This window comes from Shewanella sp. SM95 (genome assembly GCF_025653595.1).
Taxonomy (GTDB): Bacteria; Pseudomonadota; Gammaproteobacteria; order Enterobacterales; family Shewanellaceae; genus Shewanella; species Shewanella oncorhynchi.
Genome location: NZ_JAKKSE010000019.1, coordinates 1 through 20,166 on the forward strand (window position 1 = coordinate 1; position 20,166 = coordinate 20,166).

At 47.2% G+C, this 20,166-nt stretch carries 17 protein-coding genes, 1 pseudogene and 1 riboswitch; of the genes and pseudogenes, 15 read left to right on the forward strand and 3 right to left on the reverse strand.

The window, feature by feature from the left end:
* A pseudogene (locus tag L5M29_RS17900) lies at positions 1 to 140 on the reverse strand (IS110 family transposase); the annotation flags it as partial.
* A 299-nt stretch (positions 141 to 439) separates the two neighbouring features.
* On the opposite strand from L5M29_RS17900, the gene L5M29_RS17905 reads away from it, so the two are divergent.
* The 5 genes from L5M29_RS17905 (at position 440) to L5M29_RS17925 (ending at position 3,734) form a co-directional block, all read left to right on the forward strand.
* Positions 440 to 841 (forward strand): hypothetical protein, encoded by a 402-nt coding sequence (locus tag L5M29_RS17905; RefSeq protein WP_263169221.1) that lies wholly within the window; start codon positions 440 to 442, stop codon positions 839 to 841.
* A 71-nt stretch (positions 842 to 912) separates the two neighbouring features.
* Positions 913 to 1,692, forward strand: coding sequence for a Bro-N domain-containing protein (locus L5M29_RS17910; protein ID WP_263169223.1), 780 nt, complete (start codon positions 913 to 915; stop codon positions 1,690 to 1,692).
* Positions 1,693 to 1,851: 159 nt separating this feature from the next.
* Positions 1,852 to 2,583, forward strand: coding sequence for a hypothetical protein (locus L5M29_RS17915; RefSeq protein WP_263169225.1), 732 nt, complete (start codon positions 1,852 to 1,854; stop codon positions 2,581 to 2,583).
* Positions 2,584 to 2,822: 239 nt separating this feature from the next.
* Positions 2,823 to 3,254 (forward strand): hypothetical protein, encoded by a 432-nt coding sequence (locus tag L5M29_RS17920; protein WP_263169227.1) that lies wholly within the window; start codon positions 2,823 to 2,825, stop codon positions 3,252 to 3,254.
* Positions 3,255 to 3,323: 69 nt separating this feature from the next.
* On the forward strand, positions 3,324 to 3,734 hold the full coding sequence (locus tag L5M29_RS17925; protein WP_263169229.1) for a hypothetical protein: 411 nt from the start codon (positions 3,324 to 3,326) through the stop codon (positions 3,732 to 3,734).
* Positions 3,735 to 4,113: 379 nt separating this feature from the next.
* Here the strand turns inward: L5M29_RS17925 and metH are convergent, their stop codons facing one another.
* Positions 4,114 to 7,848, reverse strand: coding sequence for a methionine synthase (metH, locus tag L5M29_RS17930; protein WP_263169232.1), 3,735 nt, complete (start codon positions 7,846 to 7,848; stop codon positions 4,114 to 4,116).
* 269 nt (positions 7,849 to 8,117) lie between these two features.
* Between metH and L5M29_RS17935 the strand changes: the two genes are divergently transcribed.
* From L5M29_RS17935 to L5M29_RS17980, 10 genes are all read left to right on the forward strand, one after another.
* Positions 8,118 to 8,843 carry a histidine phosphatase family protein gene (locus L5M29_RS17935; protein WP_263169233.1) on the forward strand — a complete coding sequence of 242 codons (726 nt, stop codon included), beginning with the start codon at positions 8,118 to 8,120 and terminating at the stop codon, positions 8,841 to 8,843.
* A gap of 221 nt (positions 8,844 to 9,064) precedes the next feature.
* Positions 9,065 to 9,241, forward strand: a riboswitch (cobalamin riboswitch).
* 99 nt (positions 9,242 to 9,340) lie between these two features.
* Positions 9,341 to 10,216 (forward strand): ABC transporter ATP-binding protein, encoded by an 876-nt coding sequence (locus L5M29_RS17940; RefSeq protein ID WP_263139915.1) that lies wholly within the window; start codon positions 9,341 to 9,343, stop codon positions 10,214 to 10,216.
* Positions 10,213 to 11,343, forward strand: coding sequence for a FecCD family ABC transporter permease (locus L5M29_RS17945; RefSeq protein ID WP_105251612.1), 1,131 nt, complete (start codon positions 10,213 to 10,215; stop codon positions 11,341 to 11,343). The genes L5M29_RS17940 and L5M29_RS17945 overlap by 4 nt, the downstream gene beginning before the upstream one ends.
* A 208-nt stretch (positions 11,344 to 11,551) precedes the next feature.
* Entirely contained in the window at positions 11,552 to 12,634 is a 1,083-nt protein-coding gene (cobT, locus tag L5M29_RS17950) for a nicotinate-nucleotide--dimethylbenzimidazole phosphoribosyltransferase (protein ID WP_263169235.1), read from the forward strand.
* A 106-nt stretch (positions 12,635 to 12,740) separates the two neighbouring features.
* Positions 12,741 to 13,529, forward strand: a complete 789-nt coding sequence (locus tag L5M29_RS17955) for an adenosylcobinamide-GDP ribazoletransferase (protein ID WP_028759425.1) — start codon at positions 12,741 to 12,743, stop codon at positions 13,527 to 13,529.
* Positions 13,526 to 14,146, forward strand: a complete 621-nt coding sequence (cobU, locus tag L5M29_RS17960) for a bifunctional adenosylcobinamide kinase/adenosylcobinamide-phosphate guanylyltransferase (protein ID WP_263169237.1) — start codon at positions 13,526 to 13,528, stop codon at positions 14,144 to 14,146. Before L5M29_RS17955 ends, cobU begins: the two co-directional genes overlap by 4 nt.
* Before the next feature lie 104 nt (positions 14,147 to 14,250).
* On the forward strand, positions 14,251 to 15,885 hold the full coding sequence (locus tag L5M29_RS17965; RefSeq protein WP_263169239.1) for a cobyric acid synthase: 1,635 nt from the start codon (positions 14,251 to 14,253) through the stop codon (positions 15,883 to 15,885).
* A gap of 44 nt (positions 15,886 to 15,929) precedes the next feature.
* Complete coding sequence (gene cobO, locus L5M29_RS17970) at positions 15,930 to 16,553, forward strand: cob(I)yrinic acid a,c-diamide adenosyltransferase (RefSeq protein WP_006085878.1); 624 nt, start codon at positions 15,930 to 15,932, stop codon at positions 16,551 to 16,553.
* 214 nt (positions 16,554 to 16,767) lie between these two features.
* Positions 16,768 to 17,802 carry a DUF2235 domain-containing protein gene (locus L5M29_RS17975; protein ID WP_168822678.1) on the forward strand — a complete coding sequence of 345 codons (1,035 nt, stop codon included), beginning with the start codon at positions 16,768 to 16,770 and terminating at the stop codon, positions 17,800 to 17,802.
* A gap of 76 nt (positions 17,803 to 17,878) precedes the next feature.
* Positions 17,879 to 18,706, forward strand: coding sequence for a cobalamin-binding protein (locus tag L5M29_RS17980; protein ID WP_113941151.1), 828 nt, complete (start codon positions 17,879 to 17,881; stop codon positions 18,704 to 18,706).
* A gap of 62 nt (positions 18,707 to 18,768) precedes the next feature.
* Here the strand turns inward: L5M29_RS17980 and L5M29_RS17985 are convergent, their stop codons facing one another.
* Positions 18,769 to 20,160 carry an NAD-dependent succinate-semialdehyde dehydrogenase gene (locus tag L5M29_RS17985; protein ID WP_263169242.1) on the reverse strand — a complete coding sequence of 464 codons (1,392 nt, stop codon included), beginning with the start codon at positions 20,158 to 20,160 and terminating at the stop codon, positions 18,769 to 18,771.
* Positions 20,161 to 20,166 lie beyond the last annotated feature (6 nt).

The window sequence follows — 20,166 nt, forward strand, 5'->3', positions numbered from 1 at the left end:
TCAATTTCAATTTTCGCGACAAAGGGCAGCAAGTCTTTGCGTCTAAGCATTTTCTTTTTGATTAACTTGCCCGCTTTATCGACGCCAACAGCATGAAAAACAGACTTTGCGATATCTAAACCGATTGTAGTAATCTTCATAGGTGGACCCGTCCTCTTTCTGATGAGTTTTAGCGACTACATCGTGGCCCATTGCGAGGCCGATTTAAAGTGGATGGGTCCATTCCATTATCCATGGCGAGACTCACGCAATTTGCCTATTCGCCCTGCGGCAACTCCGAGGGGAAATGTATTCTGCGGCTACTGTGTTCGCTTAGTATTTGGTGTGATTAAAGTTTTGATACAGGGCTTCATAGGTGCAGTCAGCAACATCTTAATGTTACTCGGATTTTAACGGCATAAATCGCATTTCTATCGGTAATGGACTTTGGAAGTTAGGGATGAAATCAGTTTTACAAATTACGTTGGGTATCTTGTTAGCGGGTTTGGTCACTTTGTTAGTGCGAATTGGCTATCTGAGTTATGTCGAATACCGACTGACACAAGGGCTTAATGAGTTTGCTATGCAACAAAAGCAAACGGAACTTGCTCGCCAGCTTGCTGAGTATCAGGTTCAGCAAGAGTTACAGCAAAATGCGGCTGAAAAATCCAGACTAGCCAAACAAAACGAGGCCGCTCGAATACGCAAAGCCGAAGCATGGCGCAAGTATTATCTAGTCCCCGAAGACTGTAAAAACTTTAATTCCGATGAACACATGGTCAATTGCATCAACCACAAAGCCGATGCAAAAGCAGAATTTGATAGGTCGTATGATTCAGGGGAATTGGTATTACCGCAGTAATGGAATAGAGCTCGGAAGAAACGAAGTTTTAGTTAATCGGCTATATTTTTTTAATTATAAGGATAAACGATTTGGAAAGTGAATTAATTAACATTTGTTATGAAGGTGAATCAGGGGTCTCTGATATCCGAACCTTAATATATGATGGACTACTTCATATTTCATTAAAGGATGTTTTGGTTACTTTAAACAGGGAAAATAGAGAACTAAATGAGAACCATATTCCAAAAAATATGGCTGGACTACTTAAATCTCAGTTAGAAACTCTCGAACCTGATGAATATATTTCCATTCCTGTAGGAAATGCAACATTCAAAGGTGAAACTGAAGTTTTTGTTACTCAGCCGGGTCTATATCGAGTTTTATCTAGTGATAGAAGTATGGCTGGTAAACGATTCCAAAAATGGTTATATCATGAAGTAATTCCATCCTTAACTAAACATGGTGTGTATCCTCCCCCGCCAGAAACAAAGGGATCGTTACTGACACAAATGGCTGAAGTTGTTGCTCAAAACTCTAGAATGATTGCAGACTCATTGGCGAGGCAAGATGCAATTGAACAAGATGTGATCGAAGTAAAAAATCAGCTGGGTCATGTAGTTAAAAAAATTAATTCTCTAGACGTATCTTCGAAAATAGATGAATTCATTGTCACCGTTAGAGAAAGATGCAACGAATTAGATATGGAATTAGATAGTGTAACTGAGGAACACCTTGTTGCTTGGTGCGATAACTTGAGCTTAAATAAAAATAAAAGGATTAGACGGTGTGCATCAGGTAATTGGTTAAACAGTAGATATGATTTGTTAATTATTGATGAGGCAATTTCATTGGTTTTAAATTCTAAATAAAAACTAGCTGTAATAATTTAATTGCAAGTGAGTTTATGTGATTTTTTAGACATTTTATTAAATTCAATACTTTGCATTGAGTTTTCATACTAAGTTGCATGATGATGTAATAGTGGCATCATAGTTATTTTATTAGAATGATAGTTTGAGAGGTTTACAATGGTAGATTTATCTATGAATGTTAATAGGCTTTATTATTCAAATTCTGATGGGCATCAACAACGTATCCTAAGGGATTTTGTTAATCTATTTTGTAATAATTTTAATCTAGAGCTTTCTTCACCTCAGTCTAAAGTATTTTTCGAAAAGTTTAGAATTCCTAATGAGCGCGAGTTATATGGTATTTTCGTAAAGTCTTGCTTGAAATTTCAAGGCGATGTGGGTTTCATTGCAACCGAACTACAGGTTGGGCGGGAGGGTTCGAGTGTTGGACGTGTTGACTTTTTACTTTGCTATAGAGATGTACATTTTTTAATTGAATTTAAAGTCGCTCGTATTAATATTGCAAAAGATATTTCAACGCTATCTAATATTCCAAAAGTATTGCAGCCTTGGGAAAGTGCATGTGATCAAATGAAACGTCTGAATATTGAACAAATTGAAAGTGACTTGAATTATAAATATATTCGGCTACCTATAGTAGTCTATCTATATGTTAGTAATAAAGATGAAGATCTCGTTAATGATATTGCATCGGCAGTATCAATAAAGCATAAAAAATTGATTGAGGCAATCGATGATAGGCTACTTCCAAAGGTAACATTAGAATATACTAGCCCATTTGATAATTCATGGAGATGTCATAAACGCCGTAGCACATCTAAAATTGAGGGTGCTACAACTTGGTTGTATGGCTTCTCAGTTCTTGCGACTGAAATTATTGTTGAATAAATTTTTTCAACAATAAATTTTTTTTTTTGAATGGTGAGTTAGATATGCATTTCATTTTTAAATGGAATGCAAAAACAAAAAATATTGGATTCACCAATCCTTATTAAAACTATAATTTTTCGCCTATTACTTTACTCGATGCAGAAATGGTATAACGCTCTCACTATTATTGAAAATACACGGTTTCGATTTTTTAAATCTCGATTAGTAATAACTAAGTTTGAGTTTTTGGAGGTTGATTGAAGTTTTTAGTGATTATCTTCGGCATAGCTGTGTCGATATTTATGCATGGAAGTGAGTTGTCTGTCGATAGCAAATGGTGGTGGGATTTACTGTTATCTTTCAATGTAAAAGCATTAAGTGAAAACTTGGGGATGGTTGTATTTTGCTTTTGGATACATCTTCCACTGATGATAATATTTTCTTTAGCATGTGCTTTGATTATTAATCGAGTTGGGTATCCAAGGTATTTTATTTACTCTGTGTTAGCTACTTCATTTTTTACATTTGTTGTGTTGCCATCACTGCCTGTTTTCGATGTGTTATTAGCTGGCGGGATGAGTCCATTACGTTTTATCGATATCTTTGTAAAAACACTCATGTTTCTGACCTTGTTCTTTGTTTTTAATATACTTATGAAAAAGTATAATAGGTTGAATTTATTGGTTTAATTTTTACTTTCGAGATGTTTCGCTGACTGTGTTTATTGATTTATTTTAGGGATGATTTAAGAGTTTTTTATGAAAAAAATTAGTTTTTTGGGTATGAGCATAGTGCTTGCTTTGACAGTAGTTATCGGTCTTGCAGTTGCTTTGATGGTTGAATTTAAGTCTGAATCGATTTTTATGCAGATGAATGTTTTTAGCTTTAAATTATTGTTTTCGTTACTTAGCATGCTTTGTATATATATTGCTATTGCAGTCACTTTTAATTTTAAAGTGTTACCTATGCTTATAGGCAAAGATTATCCGTCAAATTACTTTAGGTGGTCTAAGTTTCGATATCTAGAAGTTTTCTTTTTATTTAACTTATGGTCTATGGGTGATCTACAATATTTCACCGTCGTAATAGTTAATTTCGCTTTGGTTGAGTTGATACACTTATATTTAGTTTATAAAAGTATCAATGATAAGCTCGAGTCTACTATATAAATTGGTAAGTTGAGGGTAATAAGTCTTGTGGCGTTGGCATAATTCTTTCAATGCGAATAGTTCACTCTAATGCCACAGAAGTTCACCGATCCCCTGCGAAGTTGCTGAAGGGCGTTGAAGAAAATAGCGTGACGCAGACAGGACGTCTGCGTAGCTTTCGGGGGGAAGGGACGCCCCATCGGAAGCGTTAGCTATTTTCGAATAAGCACGAAGCCAGTAACTAATGCATGTAACTTCGCTAGGGGCGGCAAGGGGAGATGCAAGAGGGGGATTGCTGTTGATCCCCTTCTTGCCCTGGTGTGGAATGGAATTCCACGACCTTTTCGGTCGCAAGACCGATCTTAGATCTCAAACCGCGTTAGCGTAATCTAAACCCCAATCACTCGGGATCATAATCTAACACTGGCGCCAGCCACTTCTCCGTCTCAGCTACAGTCATCCCTTTACGCTTGGCATAATCTTCCACTTGATCGCGTCCTATGTTACTCACGCCAAAGTAGCGGGATTTCGGGTGGGCGAAATACCAGCCAGATACTGCCGCTGTCGGGAACATGGCGTAGCTTTCGGTGATGTTGAGGCCAATGGTTTCATCGGGCTTGAGCAAGTCCCATAACAAGCCTTTTTCTGTGTGGTCTGGGCAAGCTGGGTAACCCGGTGCGGGGCGTATGCCTTTGTATTTCTCGCGGATTAAGGCTTCGTTGCTTAACTGCTCGTCGGCCGCATAACCCCAAAACTCTTTACGTACCCGTTCGTGCATCCGTTCGGCAAAGGCTTCGGCCAAACGGTCGGCTAAGCATTTGAGCATGATGGCGTTGTAGTCGTCGTGGTTCGCTTCAAAACGCGCCACATGTTCGTCGATACCGTGGCCTGCGGTCACCGCAAAGCCGCCCATGTAATCGGCGACGCCTGAGTCTTTTGGCGCAACAAAGTCGGATAGACAGAAGTTGTCGTTACCGACACGTTCAAGCTGCATCCGCAGGTGATGTGTGGTCATTTCAATTGTGGTGCGCGACTCATCTGTGTACAGCTCAATGTCGTCGTAATTGACGGTATTGGCAGGGAATAAGCCAATAACCGCTTTCGCCGTGAGCCACTTTTCTTCGATGATTTGTTTGAGCATGGCCTGACCATCGGCGAACAGCTTTTGCGCTTCTTCACCGACCACTTTATCGGTGAGGATTTCAGGGTAATGGCCGTGAAGTTCCCACGAGCGGAAAAACGGTGTCCAGTCGATACGCTCGACTAAGTCTTCTAATGGATAATTATCAAACACTTGGCGCCCGAGCACGTTTGGCGTGAACGGGGTGTAGTTGGCCCAATCGTGTTGGCAGCGGTTTTCACGGGCCGCTTCGAGTGACACTATCTCTTTGCGCTTGGCTTGGGATAGACGCTTAGTGCGCATGTCGTCGTATTCGGCATAGGTTTCGTCTATAGTCGCTTGGCGAGTCTCGTTGTTGATGAGCTTACTCACCATAGGCACGGCGCGGGACGCATCGGCAATATAAATAGCGCCATGGGGATAATGGGGCGCAATCTTCACCGCTGTGTGGATTTTCGAGCAAGTGGCACCGCCGATAATCGCCGGAATGGTTAAGCCTTCGCGGTGGAAGGTTTTCACGTTATGCACCATCTCGTCCAGACTCGGCGTGATGAGGCCCGACATGCCGATGATATCGATATTGTGTTCTTTCACGGCGTCGAGAATTCGCTCCACCGACACCATCACGCCTAAATCGAATACCTCAAAACCGTTACAGGCGAGCACCACGCCGACGATATTTTTGCCGATATCGTGCACGTCTCCTTTTACTGTCACCATCAAAATCTTGCCGTTAGATTGGCCTTCGACCTTTTCCAGCTCAATGTACGGGTTTAAGTAAGCTACGGCTTTTTTCATTACCCGCGCCGATTTCACCACCTGCGGCAAGAACATCTTGCCCGAGCCGAACAAGTCACCGACCACGTTCATGCCGTCCATCAAGGCGCCTTCAATCACATCCAGCGGACGTTTCGCTTCTTGGCGAGCGGCTTCGGTATCTTCATCGATAAATTCGGTAATGCCTTTGACGAGCGCATGGGATAAGCGTTGGCTCACTGGCCAGCTGCGCCATTCTAAATCTTCTTTTTTACCCACCTGCGCGCCATCACCGCGGAATTTCTCTGCGATTTCAAGTAACTGCTCGGTATTGCTTGAGCCATCGACTGGGCAAGGCAAGTTAAGGACCACGTTTTCGACCCGCACTTTAAGTTCAGGATCGATATCGTCGTAAATGGCTAACTGGCCCGCGTTGACAATCCCCATGTCCATGCCGACTTTGATAGCGTGGTACAGGAATACCGCGTGAATCGCTTCGCGCACTGGGTTGTTACCGCGGAACGAGAACGACACGTTCGACACGCCGCCCGAAATCATCGCGTGGGGCAGGGTGGCTTTAATCGCTTTAATGGCATCGATAAAATCGACGGCATAGTTGTCGTGTTCATCGATACCTGTGGCGATGGCGAAAATGTTCGGGTCGAAGATGATGTCTTCTGGCGGAAAGCCGACCTTATCAACCAGCACCCGATAGGCGCGGGTACAGATTTCGATTTTACGTGCCTTAGTATCGGCCTGACCTTGTTCGTCGAATGCCATGATAATGGCCGCCGCGCCGTAGCGTTTCACAAGTGTTGCTTGCTCAATAAACTTGGCTTCGCCTTCTTTAAGGGAAATCGAGTTAACTATGCCCTTGCCTTGAATACATTTGAGGCCAGCTTCGATCACTTCCCACTTAGATGAGTCGATCATAATCGGCACGCGGCTGATGTCGGGCTCAGAGGCAATCAAGTTTAAAAACTTGTGCATGATCTCGGCACCATCGAGCATGCCTTCGTCCATGTTGATGTCGATGATTTGCGCGCCGCTTTCGACCTGCTCGCGGGCGACATCGAGCGCCTGCTCAAACTTACCGTCTTTGATCAGCTTTAAAAACTTGGCCGAACCTGTGACGTTGGTGCGCTCACCCACGTTAACGAACAGGGATTGTGCATCGATAGTCAGCGGTTCCAAACCTGCCAAGCGGCAAGCTACCGGAATGTCTGGCAAAATACGCGGGTCGTGACGGCTCACCGCTTCGCGGATCACGCGGATATGTTCAGGGGTACTACCACAACAACCACCGATAATATTGAGCATGCCTTCGCGCGCCCAATCTTCAATCACGTTCGCCATGTCCTCTGGGGTTTCATCATAGCCGCCAAACTCGTTCGGCAGGCCCGCGTTCGGATGCGCCGACACATAACACTCACTGATGCGCGATAATTCTTCCACATACGGGCGCAGCTCTTTTGGTCCGAGCGCACAGTTAAGGCCGATAGATAAGGGCTTGATATGGCGCAGGGAATTATAAAAAGCTTCGGTGGTTTGGCCGGTAAGGGTGCGGCCAGAGGCATCGGTAATGGTGCCCGAGATCATGATAGGCAATCTGTCTTTAGAATGCTGACCAAATAAGTCATCAAACACCGATTCAATTGCAAACAGTGCGGCCTTGGCGTTTAAGGTATCGAAGATGGTCTCGACCATAATGATATCCGCGCCGCCTTCAATCAGCGCCTTAGTGGACTCTCGGTAAGCGCTCACTAACTCATCGAAGCTGACGTTGCGGTAGCCTGGGTCATTCACATCTGGGCTAATCGAACACGTACGGTTAGTGGGGCCTAACACACCAGCGACGTAACGTGGAATGCCTGTGGCAGCAAAGACTTCATCACAGGCTTCACGGGCGAGGCGCGCGCCGGCTAAGTTAATTTCGGCAGACAGCGACTGCATGTCGTAGTCAGCCATGGCAATAGTCGTAGCATTAAAGGTGTTGGTTTCAATGATGTCTGCACCGGCGTTTAAGTAGTCGGTGTGAATTTGTTTGATGATGTGGGGTTGCGACAACACCAATAAATCGTTGTTGCCTTTGACGTCAGTGTGCCAATCTTTAAAGCGTTCGCCGCGATAGTCCTCTTCTTCCAGCTTGTAGCCTTGGATCATAGTGCCCATGGCACCGTCTAAGATCAGAATGCGCTCTGCAAGCTGTTTGCGTATGTCTGCCAATATCTGGCCGGCTTTGGTAGAGGGTATCGTCATAAATAGTTACCTTAAATACAGCTAAGTTAAGTCCAAAAATCGGCCATTGTTATGCTAAGTGCATTTTATTGTCGTCTGCCGACATTTTTTGAATACTTGTTCTTAAAAATTTGTTTTGGACATTTAAACGTATAGACGTCCATAATACGCGACTTATGATTGTCAGGGCAAGATGAAAGTCAAAGGCATTAGGAGCGAGAATCGAGAATCTAGAATTTAAGCCCTCGGCTTGAGTTCCTAGCATCTAGTCCCTAACTAAAAAGGCATATATGAAACAAGTTCGATTGTTATTGTTGCGCCACGGTGAGTGTGAAGGCGGCGCTATTTTGCGGGGTCGTGTGGATGTGCCTTTGAGTAAAAAGGGTTGGCAACAAATGTCGGCAGCAGTTGAGTCACAGGCCAGCGTGTGTAGCGCGATTTATAGCTCGATTTCACGCCGCTGCGCCGATTTTGCCCACGCTTTTGCCGCCGAGCTGCATTCGACGGCGGCACTGATATCTGAGTCAAGGCCATTGCAGGCGCAGTGTTTGTCGGGTTTACAGGAAATTGATTTTGGTGATTGGGACGGTTGTCGGCTCGATGACCTGTATCAACAAGAGGGCGAACACTTAGCGGCGTATTGGCAAAACCCTTGGCAAAATCCGCCGCCCAATGGTGAAACTATGGCAAGTTTTGAGTCGCGGGTGAATGGGACGATTGACCAGATACTCGCCGCCGAGTTTGAACGATTGACCCTTGACTCACATAAAATGGGTAATGAAAACAGTGCCATTAATGAAACCACTGACAATATGCCAGCCACTCAAGTGTGGGTCGTGACCCACGGCGGGGTGATCCGTCACTTAATGGCGCGTGCCTTAGGGGTTGAACGGGCGGTGGGGTTTTATAGTCAACTCGATTTACCCGTGGCGGCCGTGGTGAGCATTAATGTGCTGCAAGATGAACAGGGTGCCTGCTATTGGCGTTTAGATTGGCCGAGTGGGCGCAGGTGTTGAGGCCTTATTTCACGACCTAGGAGTTATGGTGTAGGCGTGATCGTTTGGCGAGAATAAGCTGACATGAAAATATTCTGATTTAAACAGCATTGCCTAATGGGATAGATGTAGGATAATGCTTTTCCCTGACGTTTGAACGAGATAGCGTATTACATGCGCAATGAGTGATAACGTCGCAGAAATAGGTGTTGGGAATAGACTCTCTTTGTTCGAATCGCTCCGTTGTTTTAATTCACAGTGGCGTTGTTAACAAAGAGCATATCAACCCAAACATAATAGGGAATCGGGGAGCTGCTCGTCAGTCAGCCCGAACTGTGCCCGCAACTGTGAGTAGTGAAAAAGATCTCGAATCTTCTTCCCTACAAGTCAGGAGACCTGCCTATTTCTGTTATCGCTGCGTGCAGCCTTAGTTCTCGAGCGGGTGACTCGAGGGAGCAGATGACAATATGCACAACCTTTTTTTATACAGGTTTGGACTTGATAGGAGCGCCGCTTAGGTGAAACTTTCCGCAATCCAAACTAACAGCCCCGTGAATGACACTAACCCGTCATTGAGCCCGTCAGTCGCGCTCAATGTGAGCCAGTTGAGCTGGTGTATCGATGGCAAAACCATTCTTTCCAATATTAACTTTACGCTGCCAACGGGGCAGATGCTGGGGCTGATTGGCCCTAACGGTGCGGGCAAGTCCAGTTTGCTGCGCTGTTTGTATCGGTTTGTTCGCCCGACTCAGGGCAAAATTACCCTTTTTGATCAAGATATTGAGCGCTTGTCGCCCAAGGCGTTTGCCTGTCGCGTCGCCGTAGTGCAGCAGGATACACCGCACTATTTTGACCTCACCACAGAGCAATTGGTCAGCATGGGCTTAACGCCCCACAAGGGCATGTTTGATACCAATTCGAGCTGTGATACTGAGCGTATTGCTAAGGCTTTAGAGAAAGTTGGCTTGAGCCATAAGATGCACCAACAATATGAGCACTTATCCGGCGGTGAAAAGCAACGCGCCTTGATTGCCCGCGCCATAGTGCAGCAGCCGCAACTTTTAATCCTCGATGAGCCAACGAACCACCTCGATGTGCGCTATCAAATTCAAATCCTCGAATTGGTGCGTAGTCTTGGGATTAGCGTGATTGCCTCAATTCATGATCTTAATTTAGCCAGTGCCCTGTGCGACAGTTTGTTGTTGATCCATAACGGGGAAGTCAGCGCTATGGGGACGCCAACCGAAGTATTAACCGAGGCGCGAATTGGCGATGTGTTTGGCGTGTGTGCTCAGGTATCGCCCCATCCACAACATAAAAAGCCCTTAATCAGCTATTTTTATGGTTACCACCATGTAGATCATGGCCTGAACGAGCGAGGCGAGGGTGGATGACTCAGGGGAGTAAACAATATTTCATCTCATATTTGGGGCGTATCGTGACACCGTTGACGAGACAACAACTGATGCTGCTCGTATTAGGTATCATCACTTTGATAACGCCTATTGCCGCGACGAGTTTTGGTGCGGCGAACATCAGTTTTACGGATGTTATTCAAGTATTTATCAATAAAGCGACGAACCTCACTCAAGCCAATGGCATGACTGAGCGCATTGTGATGGAGCTCAGGTTGCCGCGCATTTTACTGGCTTTTGTGGCGGGAGCGGGTTTGTCACTGGCGGGCAGTGTGTTGCAAACCGTGACTCGCAATCCGCTCGCCGATCCCTATTTGTTTGGCATTAGCTCTGGCGCGTCCTTTGGCGCTGTGGTGATGTTGACCTTATTCACTGGCTCTGGATTTTTTGATAATGCGGGCATGGCGGCACATTCTGGGCTTTTTAGCGGTTCGGGTGCCTTGTCTGGATTACTTTGGTTTAGCTTGCCCTTGGGCGCTTTTATTGGCGCGAGTTTGTCGGTGTTGATAGTGCTTGCTTTGTCAGGCTTAGGGCTCAATAGCCAAGTGGAGCGCATGCTGCTCTCTGGTGTGGCGACCTCCTTTATGTTCGGCGCATTAACGAGTCTGCTGCTGTATTTCGCCAGTCCGCAGGCGACAGCCTCTGTGCTGTTTTGGAGTTTAGGCAGTTTTGCAAAGGCCAGTTGGTCCTTGTTAGTACTGCCGACACTGGTGATTGGTGCGAGTTTATTCATTATTTTAGGCATGAAACGGCAGATCATGGCGTTGCAGGCGGGGGATGAAACGGCGCATACCTTAGGGGTGAATGTGCCTAAGCTGCGGCTCAATATGTTGCTGCTCTGCTCCTTGATTACCGCTATTTTGGTGGCTACCTGCGGCGGTATCGGTTTTGTCGGGTTAATGATCCCCCATACAGTACGCATGCTGTTTCCCGGTCGTCAGCCGATTTTATTAACGGCGCTGGTGGGCGGATTATTTATGGTGTGGATTGATGTATTAGCGCGCTGTTTATTGGGGAATCAAGAGTTGCCCGTGGGCATTATCACGGCCGCCATAGGTAGCATGTTCTTTTTGCTGATTTTGCGTAAGCGTAGAGTCATGCCGTAAATACAAGGTCATGCCGTAGGCACCTAGTCAGGACGTAAACCCAGAGTTAAGTCGTCATCTTTGAGTCATGCCGTAAGTGCAGACTGACGGGATAATCAGTATTTCTGTTGATATCCCACCCGCGATTGGAAATGCACAATTGGACATGTTCGTCATAGACGCGGGATGCGTTGTGGTTATTTAATGTAGATTACAAAGTGGAGTGTGGATGTCTCAGTCAGCCGTGTCTTTTCAAATCAGCCCTGTGAGTAAAGCGCAGGATCCGCTGATCCAGCAAAAAATTGATCTTAAGACTAAGCCGCCCGGCGCCTTAGGTCAGCTCGAATCCTTAGCCTTACAGATTGCCCGCGTGCAAGCGACTGATTTGCAACAAACGGATCAGCCACAAAATACTGTGCTCAAAATAGTCCAGCCAACCATGTTAGTGTTTGCGGGTGATCATGGTATTGCCGCAGAAGGCGTGTCGATAGCCCCTAGCGAAGTGACGCGCCAAATGGTGCAAAACTTTGCCCATGGCGGCGCGGCGATTAACGTTTTTTGTCGGCAGGTGGGCTTTACGCTCGAAGTGATCGATTGCGGTATATTAACGCCAGTCGAAGGGGTTGAAGGCATTATCGATCAACGTCTTGGCGCGGGCACAGGGGCGATTCATTTAGAGCCCGCAATGGCGCTGGAAACCGTCGATAAAGGCTTTGCTATGGCGCGTGATTTGATTGAGCGTCACCATCAAGCGGGTTGTAACTTAGTCGCCTTTGGTGAAATGGGCATAGGCAATACCTCCTCTGCTGCGGCCATTATGGCGGCGATCATGCAGCTGGATGTGATTGATTGCGTTGGCCGTGGTACGGGCATTAATAGCGAAACCTTAGAACGTAAACTGATGCTGATTGAGCTCGCGTTATTGCTGCATCAAAGCGCCTTAACTGGGCCTAAGTCAGTGTTAGCTTGCCTAGGAGGTTTTGAAATTGTGCAGATGACGGGGGCTATGTTAGCCGCCGCCGAACGTAAAATGCTGGTGGTCGTGGACGGTTTTATCGCGACAGCGGCGGCATTAGTCGCGGTGCAAATCGCCCCTAATGTGCGTGATTATTTGATTTTTGCCCATCAATCCGATGAGCAAGGTCATCTGCGAATGTTAGAATTTTTGCAGGCTAAACCTTTATTATCCCTAGGGCTGAGATTAGGCGAAGGTACGGGGGCGGCCTTGGCATTGCCGCTTATTCAAGCCTCAGTAAATTTTTACAATCAAATGGCGAGTTTTAGTGATGCGGGGATTGAGGCTGTTGTATGATGTGCTCTGCTAAGTCGCTTATTTTACTTATTTAAAATAATAACTTTTTAGCCAACCGTTTTAATCTTAAACCTTGCAGCAAGTGTTAATTCACTAAGGATGCTTTATGTCAGAACGCGAAAGCTGGCACAAAGAGATAGATTTGTTTTTAGTTGCCATGGGCTATTTTACCCGCATTCCTATGCCTAAGTGGGTCGAAGTCGATAGCGATAAGTTGAATAAGGCCAGCCGTTATTTCGGTCTCGTCGGTCTTTTGGTCGGCCTGTTAAGTGCCATTGTATTTTGGTTGACGCAGAACTGGCTCCCCGCCGGTGTCTCTGTGCTGTTAGCTATGTTGGTTGGCGTCTTGCTCACGGGCGGATTCCATGAGGATGGCCTCGCCGATACCTTCGACGGTTTTGGCGGTGGTTGGACGGCGGAAGACAAGCTACGGATCATGAAGGACTCGCGCCTTGGCAGTTATGGTGCACTGGCATTGATGTTGGCCCTGCTGCTGAAATGGCAGTTGCTCGTCGAGTTGGCACTGTACGATCCTGTGGTCGCGGGCTCGGCGCTTATCGTCGCCCACACTGTCAGCCGCGTGGTATCAGCCAGTATCATCTTTAGTGAAAAATATGTCCGCGATGACGAGACCAGTAAGTCTAAGCCGCTATCGCAACATCAAGGCATTAATGAGCTGCTTATCCTGATCGCCAGCGGCGTATTAGTGCTGTTATTCCTCAAGGGGTTAGCGGCATTGTCATTGCTATTGGTGATGATAGGACTGCGCCGTTTGATCATAGTGATCTTTAGACGCCAGATTGGCGGTTACACGGGTGATACCTTAGGCGCGGCGCAGCAAATATCTGAAATCGTGTGTTATTTTGTATTGCTCGTTGTAGGTAACATACTGTGATCCACCTCGTCCTAGGCGGCGCCCGTAGCGGTAAGAGTCGCTACGGTGAAGCCTTAGTGCGCCAGTACACAGCGCTAGGCTTCGATGCCTGCTATGTGGCAACGGCGCAGGCGCTGGATGATGAAATGGCGACCCGTATCGCCAAACATCAAGCGGGACGAACGGACGATGGTATCGAATGGCAATTGTTTGAAGAATCGCTCGCCCTCACGGCACTGTTAAAGCGCTTAGCAAAACCTGGGCGAGTGATTTTAGTGGATTGTTTAACCCTTTGGTTAACCAATCAATTACTTGCATCCAGCGCCAAGATTGATGATGACCCCGCGCCGACTGAGTGGCATGCGACAGACTTTATACCGTCTGCCAGTTCAACCTCTAACGATGAAGCTTTGGCGAGTTGGCAGGGGGAGAAAAGCGCTTTTGTGGATTCACTTGCCGAGCTCGAAGGTGTGGTGGTGTTGATCAGTAACGAAGTAGGCTCTGGTATCGTGCCCTTAGGTGAGTTGAGCCGACAATTTGTTGATGAAGCTGGCTGGTTAAATCAAGCCGTGGCGACCTTAGCGGACAATGTCACCTTAGTGGTCGCTGGTTTACCCTTAGCATTGAAACCACTTTAGACTTTGTGCTCAGTCCACGTTTTAAGCTTAAGTTGCATACTTAAGTGATTTTTGACTGAGCTGTTATGTTAATGACTGCAAACTAGAATAAGCCTTTTAAACCTATGTCCTCTCCAAACACAGACAACACAGCCTGTGCTAATGCACTCGATACCGCTGACACACCTGTAGTTAATACGCCCGCAATTAATACGCTTGCGGTTAATTCGCCTCGGCGCGCGGCAGTCTTGATGGTGCAGGGCACTACATCCGATGCGGGCAAGAGCACATTAGTCGCAGGCATTTGTCGTTTGCTCGCTCGTCAGGGGATTAAGGTTGCGCCCTTTAAGCCGCAAAATATGGCGCTCAATAGCGCTGTCACTATTGATGGCGGCGAGATTGGCCGCGCACAGGCCTTGCAAGCCGTGGCCTGTTATCTTGAGCCCCATACCGATTTTAATCCCATTCTGCTTAAACCAAGCTCGGACACGGGCGCGCAAATTATTGTTCATGGCAAAGCCCTGACGACACTCGAAGCCTCGGCCTTTTTTGGGCCTAAATCTAAGGATTACAAGGCAATGGCGCTTGGCGCTGTGCTGGAGTCCTTCGAGCGATTGACGGCCCAGTATCAAACCATAGTGGTTGAAGGCGCGGGTAGTCCAGCGGAGATCAATCTGCGTGAAGGTGATATTGCCAACATGGGATTTGCCGAAGCTGTGGATTGCCCTGTGATTATCATTGCCGATATTGATAAAGGTGGCGTATTTGCCCATTTGGTCGGGACCTTGGCCTTGTTATCAGAATCCGAACAGGCGCGGGTAAAGGGCTTTGTGATCAACCGTTTCCGTGGTGATATTAGCCTGTTGCAATCAGGGCTCGATTGGCTTGAAGCTTATACGAGCAAGCCTGTTTTAGGTGTGTTGCCTTATCTGCATGATTTACATCTCGATGCCGAAGATGCGCTGATAAGCTCGCCGACTAAAGGCGCTAACAGCCGCTTAAAAGTGCGGGTATTAGTGTACCCAAGGATCAGTAATCATACGGATTTTGATCCGCTGCGGCTGCATCCCGATATCGATTTTGACTATGTGTCATTGCAAACCCAAGCTGCGAGTCACGCCACTCATTTGCCCGCCGCCGATGTATTGATCTTGCCCAGCAGTAAGAATGTGCGCGCCGATTTGGCCTTTTTACGCCAGCAAGGCTGGGATAAAGATATTGCCACTCACTTGCGTTACGGAGGCAAAGTGCTTGGTATTTGCGGCGGTTACCAAATGTTAGGTCAAAGCATTGCCGATCCCCTAGGCATTGAAGACAGTGCGGGTGATACCGCAGGACTTGGCTACCTGCCGCTGAGCACAGAACTCAAAGCCGAAAAACAGTTACGGCGAGTGAGCGGTGAGCTAACGTTACTTGGGCAAAAGGTTGCAGTGAAGGGCTATGAAATCCACTGCGGTGAATCAAGCTATCTTATCCCTAGGCTTGAACAAACGAATGCGCCCTTGCAGTTAATCCCTGAATCCACATCTGTGAGCTTTGCCGATGGCCTGCAAAGCGATGACGGGCAAATCTTAGGTACTTATTTACATGGGCTGTTTGATAGCCCAGATGCGTGTCAGTTGATTTTGCGCTGGGCAGGATTAAACGATGCTAAGGCGATAGATATCAATCAAATACGTGAGCAGCAACTCGATCGTTTAGCCGATGTGTTAGCCGAGCATTTAGACATGCAAAAATTACAGCCAATTTTAGAAGCATAAGTTTTAGAAGCAGACATTTTTAGCAGCAGAGTGAAGAGAAGACCATGACAGCACAGAACGACAACGAACAAGCGCAAATCAAGGCCGAACGCCACAAGGCTCGTCAACAGAAAGTGAAAGCAGGTGTGGATGCTAAAATTGCCGCCGCCCAAGAGGAGAAGGGGATTCTGCTGGTGTTAACCGGTAACGGTAAAGGCAAATCGACCTCAGGTTTTGGCACTGTGGCCCGCGCCGTCGGTCACGGTAAAAAAGCCGCGGTAGTGCAATTTATCAAAGGCACTTGGGAGTGCGGTGAGCGCAATTTACTCGAAGGTGCAGGGGTTGAGTTTCATGTAATGGGCACAGGTTTTACCTGGGAAACCCAAGATAAAGAAAAGGATACCGCCGCCGCTGTACTCGCTTGGGAAGCCGCCGAAAAGCTGCTGCAAGATGAGAGCATAGATTGCCTTATGCTCGATGAACTCACCTATATGGTGAGCTATCACTATCTGGATGTGGAACGCGTGCTTAGCGCACTTAAAAATCGCCCACCGATGCAGCATGTGATTATCACTGGCCGTGCTTGCCACCGTGCCATCATCGAGCTTGCAGATACGGTCAGCGAAGTGCAGCCGCTGAAACACGCCTTTGAAGCGGGTATCAAGGCACAGCAAGGTTTTGATTACTAATCGAACCTTAAATGTCGGCGCATAAGTGACGCAGCATTGTTGGTTGCAATGTTAAGTAAGACGCGCGAATGGCTTTAGCACAGGCATAAAATGCGCTAAGTTTGAGGACTAGTAACTGCCTATTAGTGACTAGCAACTAGCGACAATTTGTTGTTAGCGACTATGGGTTAGCCTCTAGCCGTTCAGTGTTCAAAGCGTTCTCAAGGATGATCCTATGAATAAGCGTATCGTGATTTGTGCCGATGGGACTTGGAATCGGCCCGAGAAAGATCTTAAGGTCGATTTCCCAACCAATGTGCTGCGCCTCGCGCGTGCTATCAGCCCGATAGCGGCTGATGGTAAACCCCAGCAGGTATTTTATGATTGGGGCGTGGGTTCCTATTACGATCAAGCCATTGGCGGTGCGACAGGGCGCGGTTTACATAAAAACATCATGGATGGGTATCGCTATATAGTGCAAAACTATTCCCCTGGCGATGAGATTTATCTCTTTGGCTTTAGCCGCGGTGCTTACACTGTGCGTTGCTTGTGTGGCTTGATTAATAACTGCGGCATACTTAAACGTCCCGATGCGGCGTTGATTCAACAAGCTTTCGACCACTATAAAAAAAGCAGTGCACCCTTTGCGCCTGATGGTGAAAAATCCCTCGAATTTAGAGCGAGATACAGTCATGAATCTCGGGAAATCAAGTTTGTTGGCGTGTGGGATACCGTGGGTGCTATGGGGATCCCTATCTCGTTTTTAGGCTTGTTCGAAGATAAAGACGAGTTTTACGACACTAAAATTGGCCGCAATGTGCGCGTTGCTCGTCATGCCTTAGCCATAGATGAACACCGTAGTGATTTTGAGCCGACCATTTGGCAACTACGCGACAATATGGACATGCAGCAAGTGTGGTTTGCGGGTGCCCATAGCAATATTGGCGGCAGTTATAAACCCGATAAAGACGGTTCATTGTTGTCGGATATTGCACTGTTGTGGATGATATCCGAGGCGCAGAAATTTAATTTAAGTCTAGAGCCACACTTAGCCGCGAGTGTGCATCCAAATCCGCTCGCGACCTTACATGACTCGAGACGCAGTTTTTATCGGATAAAACAGGAATATTTGCGACCACTCGACCCTGAGCAAGTCCCAGTACTTTTGCATCATTCGGTGAAGACCCGCTGGGATCAAGATCCTCAGTATCGCCCGAAGAATCTACAAACTTATATCGAACACTATGGCTGGCCAGAGCAGCTAGTTTAACTCTATAACCCCAAGTGACCTGAAGCTACTACGCCTGCATCTTCAGGCGGTTTGGGGATAAATACTAAGGCATATCATGATTAAGCGACACTTAGCTGGACTCGTTTTTGGGCTCAGTCTGTTTCTCCCTCATAGCGTATTGGCCGAGCCCGCTAAACGCATTATTGCGCTCTCGCCCCATGCGGTGGAAATGCTTTACGCCATAGGTGCGGGCGATACGATTGTGGCCGCAACCGATTATGCGGATTATCCCGAGGCGGCAAAAAATATCCCGCGTATTGGGGGTTACTACGGCATTCAAATGGAGCGGGTGATGGAGCTTAATCCCGATCTGATTGTGGTGTGGGATTCGGGTAATAAAGCCGAAGATATCAACCAGCTTAGGACGTTAGGATTTAACCTTTATGGTAGCGATCCTAAAACCTTAGAAGGCGTCGCCAAGGAGCTTGAAGAGTTAGGCCAACTTACGGGGCATGTTGAAGAAGCAAGCAAGGCTGCGGCCGCTTATCGCGCTGAGCTTATCCGATTGCGGGTTGAAAATGCTAAAAAATCAGAGCCTAAAGTGTTTTATCAACTCTGGTCGACACCTTTGATGACAGTCTCTAAAAACAGTTGGATCCAACAGATCATCAGTGTGTGCCATGGCCAAAATGTGTTTTACGATGCCGCCAGTGATTATCCGCAAGTCAGTTTAGAAAACGTCTTGCTGACCTTGCCCGAGGTGATTTTACAGAGTGAAGAAGAAGGTAATGTGAAAGGGGTTGATTGGCGCCAATGGCCAGAAATTCCTGCTGTGAAGAAACAGCATATTTATCAACTCAATGCCGATTTATTACATCGCGCGACGCCCAGAGCTTTACTTGGCGTTCAAGCCTTATGTGATGCCTTGGATAAAGCACGTTAAATAAAACGCCTGACAGATTATTCCGTCAGGCGTTTAGTCAGATGTTGCTATTTTCTAAGCGTTTAGAAAGGCGCGTTGATGTCGACCACATTAATCAGTTTGTGGTTTACAAACTCTTTCAATCCTAAATCAATCAACTCGCGGCCATAACCTGAGCGGCGCACGCCACCAAAGGGTAAGTCGGCCTTGACCATAGTTGGATGATTGACAAACATCATGCCTGTGGAAACCTGCTTAGCGACCGCCAGCCCGCGTTGGGTGTCGGCGGTAAACACTGAGCCACCCAATCCAAAGGGCGAGTCATTGGCGATGGCAATCGCTGCTTGCTCATCCTTCACTCTGTGGATGCTGGACACTGGGCCAAAGAATTCCCAATAGTAGGCTGGGTTATCTGGCGTCAGGTTTGTCAGTATTGTTGGCTGCACAAAGGCGCCTTGCTGCGGCACTTTTGGCCCCACTTCGGTCGCAGTTGCGCCGTGTTTTACGGCATCACGGATCTTCTGCTTCAACTCATCGGCTGCACCTTGGGAAGACAGCGGTGCCAGCGTAGTGGCCGAGTCCATAGGATCGCCTGCTTTTAGCGCTTCGATCCCCTTGATATAACCCTTCATAAATTCATCGTAAATGGCTTCAACTAAGATCATCCGCTTAGATGATGTACAGACCTGTCCTGCGTTCCAGTGACGGCCAAACACAGCCCAGTCGATGGTTTTAGGCAGATCGGCATCTTCAAGTACGATAAAGGCATCTGCGCCACCCAGTTCTAGGGTGGATTTTTTCAGTGCCTTACCCGCCAGTGCGGCAATGATCGATCCCGCATCTTCTGATCCTGTGAGCGCAACACCATGCACTTTGGGCGAATTGATGATCTTTTCTATTTGCTCTCGGGTGGCATACAGATTTTGAAATGCACCTGAGGGCAGTCCGGCATCGCGCATTAAGCCTTCAAAGGCCGCTGCGCACTGGGGCACGTTGGATGCATGTTTGAGTAGTAAGGTATTTCCGGCGGCAAGCTGCGGCGCTAAGATGCGCGCAATTTGGTAGTAGGGAAAGTTCCAAGGTTCGATAGCCAATAATACGCCCAGCGGTTCGTTAACCAGTATCGCTTCACCTTCGGCGGGATCGGCAACCGGCAGTTTTTGCGGTGCCAGCAGTCGCTCGGCATGTTCGGCGTAGTATTCGAAAATTTGCGCCGACAGTTCTACTTCAGCTTCGGCTTCTGCGGTGACTTTGCCCATTTCTAAGGTCAGCAATTTTGCGTAAGCAGGCTTGCTGTCTCTGAGGATGTGAGCGGCTTTAGTGAGTACGGCGGCCTTGTCGGCAAAAGGCGTAGTTCGCCAGCTTAAAAATGCCTGATGGGCGGATTCTATCGCCTGTGTGACTTCGGTATCTGTTGCATTTGGAAATTCTTTAATGAGCTTTCCCGTAAAGGGATTGATCGTTGCATAAGCCATATGTTC